This window comes from Flavobacterium sp., from assembly GCF_043720215.1.
Taxonomy (GTDB): Bacteria; Bacteroidota; Bacteroidia; order Flavobacteriales; family Flavobacteriaceae; genus Flavobacterium.
In genome coordinates this window covers 1-3,848 of the sequence record NZ_JAYSSZ010000146.1, presented here as the reverse complement: position 1 = coordinate 3,848, position 3,848 = coordinate 1, and the positions used below count along the sequence as shown (strand labels likewise).

The following is a 3,848-nucleotide window of genomic DNA, read 5'->3' as shown; positions in this document are numbered from 1 at the left end:
TACTTTTGTGCAGCACAACAACCCAAAACAGTTGAAAAATTTTAACTTAATCTTGCGAAAGATTCATTCGACAAGTCTTTAGTAATAAAAACTGATCTTTGTCTATTATTCTTTATTGTGAACGTAGCATTTTGATCAAGTGTATGTTTTTCAATATTGAAATTTAGTGTGATAGGTTACTGAGTAATAATAAATTTTTTACTCGAGTTTAGTACCTCAAAGTTACTGCAAGTTTTGTGCGCTAACAACGACTACGCGTACAAAAAATGACGATAAAAACTATAGAAATTTTATCTTTAATAGTTTGCTAGTTACAGTTGCTTATTTTACAATCGCAGAACGAAAAATAATAAGTGCAATAATAACGACGTCGTGGCACCAATTCCGTAGGTTTTATAGACTTGTTGCAGCCTTTTGCGGGTGGTTTAAAATTATTTGTTAAAGAAACAACTCTCCCTATAAACGCAAACGTGGGTACTTTTCTATTCGTTCTTGTTTTAAGTCTGATAGATTAGGCTGTTGTATCTTTCGATGCTGGTGCAGTTATTTGTGATTTAAATCCAGGCATTCTTTACGTTTCAGCCACTTTAGCGTTTAAATGTTTACGGTATTTTATTTTTAGGGGGGGGCGGCTGGTTACCTCTAATTAACAGTTTTATATTTAATCTGACACCAGGTTCGGCTTGGTTGGGATTTAAAGTTTGTTTCGGTGTTGTATTCTTCATTTTCACGCGCGCAGTTCTACCTAGATACCGTTTGCGATCAATTAATGTATTTAGGTTGGAAATGTTTTCTTACTTCATCTTTAAGCTACTTAATATTTACTGTAGGGATTTTGATAAATTTTAACTGGTTACCCGAATAGTACTAATTGAACTTGTTTATTAGAATAAAACACAAGTTCAATTACTTAAGTACAATCAACCACCCTTCCATTTTTAAGGTTATTTTTTTGAACTTGCAAAGATAAAGATATATTTTTTCTCAAAAGGGTGTATTAGTTTAATGATAAGATGAAAGATTTAAAACCGGAATACGACCACTTTTTCTCCTAAAAAGTTTAAAAAAATAATAAACATAAAGAAATAAAATCATAGTTTTAACTACAATTCCATGACAAAGTCTGATTTTAATAAAGCCGTAAAGCATAGGCTTAAACTTTCTTATTTGTTATGTACTAAAGTTTTAACAGGACAAGTGGCCGAGTGGTCTAAGGCGGTAGTTTTGAAAACTATTGTACTAAAAGTACCGGGGGTTCGAATCCCTCCTTTTCTAAATATGAAGAAACAGTCAGCAATTTCAAATGAATACCGTAGATTTTAGTATTCCCATTAATTTTCTAAATAGAAATAAATTTAGGCTGAATAACATAAATGGGTAATGTGTCAGATTGCAAATCTGAAAATATTGGTTCAAATCCTATTTTAGCTTGTAAACTGCGTTTTGTTAAGCTGTTCCTTGATGTGAAAATTTTTTATTTTTTTCTAGAAGTTCAAAAAAAATAACCCCAAGAATAAAACAAAAGTAATTGCACTTAGTTAAATAAATCTGTTCGTTTTTAAAATCATTTTTTGCACTTCTTTATGCGTGCTGTTTTCTCAAATTTTCCAGAGAAAAAAGTGATCCCGTTCAGTTTTCTGTCTTCCTTTTGAATTTTCTAATATTCATGTAAGAGTATATGCTCCTAACAGCAGAGAGACCTAACCAGTCAAAAAATTCTAATTTGGTTCCACGGGGCAAATCTCTTATAACGTCCCTAATTGTAAAAAATCTCACAGATGGTAACCTCTCCGCTCATTTTTGTTACCATCCCATGCTGTCTATCAGTGGTAGTTGTCGTGTCTGTGTGTCTGAAGCAAGTCAAACTTCAAAACCGTTGACAACGTGTACGCATGAGAACAAAGTTCTTGCTCAAAAAATTGAAGAAGTATTTTCAATGCTTTACATTAGAAGTGTTTTTACTCGAAAATCGAAAGAAGGCGTTTCAGAGTTTTTACTTTGTAACCACCCTACAGATTGCCCTTTATGTAATCAATCTGGTACTTGCGATTTACAGGATCAAGCTGACCTTTTTGACTCATCTTGTAATCGTTTTAACGAGGATAGACGAAAGTCTTATGACGAACTAATTGCAATATTAGGTATGCACGTAAAAACTTCTATGCTGAGGTGTATACATTGCGGTCGCTGTGAACGTTTTGGGGAAGAAGTTGCAGGAATAAGCGATCTAGGTTTCATAGGACGTGGTAAAAATTCACAAATCGGTACGTATTTACCGAAAATATTAACAACAGAACTTTCTGGGAATCTTATTGAGTTATGTCCTGTGGGATTTTTTACGTATAAGCAGTTTACAATACCTGGTATTGAAGCTCTTATAACCGTACCAGTACCAGCGCTACCCACATCTCTCGTTACTATTCCTGGTCTTTCTTTTTTACCCAAAGGGTTTATTACCATACCTGGCGGGTTTGAATTGCCAAACGGTACTATTACTGTTGCGGGAGGATCTATTCCTCTTGGTGGATTTAGTTTACCTGGCGGATACGGAATACCTAAGGGTCTTCTTTGGTGGTATCCTGGCGGGTTTGAAAGACCTGTTAAGGACACTATTATTACTACGTTTGCGCAAATTAACTACCCGAGTTTTTCGATTAGTTTACCTTCGATTTATTGTTTCGCTTTCGCCATTGTCGTTACAGCAATTTCGTATGTTTTATATGCTAGAAAGCTTGTTCTTGTAGACCAAACACCTCGAAAAAAAAAAGTTCTTAATCCTTCTAAAAAAAAAGTTCCTAATTCTTTTAGAAAAGAAGCTCTTAATTCTTTTAAAAAAGAAGTTCTTAATCCTTTTAGAAAAGAAGCTCTTAATCCTCCTAAAAAAAAAGGTACTACCCAAAATCACATAGATAAATACGTACAGAAAATATTATATTCACACCTTTTTCTATCTCGCTCCGTAAGTCGCAATAAAAAATTAGAAAAACATAAAAATTTGGATCCTCGCACGGGGTGGCCTTTAATACGTTCTACAAAAATTACGCATCGTTCGTTAGTTAAGTCACCAGCTAACGCCAAATTTAATCACTGGTATGACTATAGTCACTTAGAAAAACCGAAAAGACATACAAAACCGCAAACGAATTTCAATATGCGGCCTGCATTTAGGAACAATACGCATAATCTTGTTCGAGCAAAGCAACAACCTGTATTGGTTGTTTTTCCACGTGATTTTCTTACGCGTGGAGATTTGAGAAAAAGAAGAGCGCTGAGAACTCGAGCTCGAGAAACTTTTCGATTACGTTCTTTGCTTAAATTTACAACAGATCGAAGACAGCTTAATAGTTTACAAAAATCCACAAAAGACACTTATAGAACTGATCCGTTTAAGTTCAATCTTATGCGACTTTTAAAAGATCTGGAGGGTAAGCACCACGTAACTGCCTCAGAACGTCGTATGTTAGCTCGTCTTTTGACATATACTTTTATGCCTGCGGATTCAAAAGCTGCGATTGCCCATTTAAAACGTTCTCACGTTCCTGACTCATTGGCTTTACTTGATTTTAAGCATCGAAAACATATTAAAGAGTACGGCGCAAATGTGGAAGAGGTTGTTACTAAAATTTTGCCTAATACCGCTAAAATTTTGATGTATTTACGTCAGAAAAGAGCTTTACGTCTTTTAGATAAAGCCAATCTGGAATGCGGAGTTTCTAAGCAACGTCTTCTTTTCTTCCCAAAACGTATTCCAACACGCACGTTCCGAAAATGCAACCCCTTTGAGCTGAAAGCGATTACAAGTTGCATGACGACTCGTGTTCGTTTAAGGAACGCAAAAGCTTTAGTTC

Annotated in this window: 1 protein-coding gene, 2 tRNA genes and 2 pseudogenes; all 5 read left to right on the top strand. The window is 34.9% G+C overall.

The annotated features are described in order from the left end of the window. Positions 1-377: 377 nt before the first annotated feature. Positions 378-515: pseudogene (locus ACHZC3_RS06845) on the top strand (hypothetical protein); the annotation flags it as partial. Positions 516-609: 94 nt separating this feature from the next. Then, positions 610-849 (top strand): hypothetical protein, encoded by a 240-nt coding sequence (locus ACHZC3_RS06840; RefSeq protein ID WP_394759125.1) that lies wholly within the window; start codon positions 610-612, stop codon positions 847-849. Between the two features lie 341 nt (positions 850-1,190). Further along, positions 1,191-1,275, top strand: a tRNA-Ser gene (locus ACHZC3_RS06835). 83 nt (positions 1,276-1,358) lie between these two features. Further along, a tRNA-Cys gene (locus tag ACHZC3_RS06830) sits at positions 1,359-1,431 on the top strand. A 445-nt stretch (positions 1,432-1,876) separates the two neighbouring features. Then, positions 1,877-3,848: pseudogene (locus ACHZC3_RS06825) on the top strand (hypothetical protein); the annotation flags it as partial.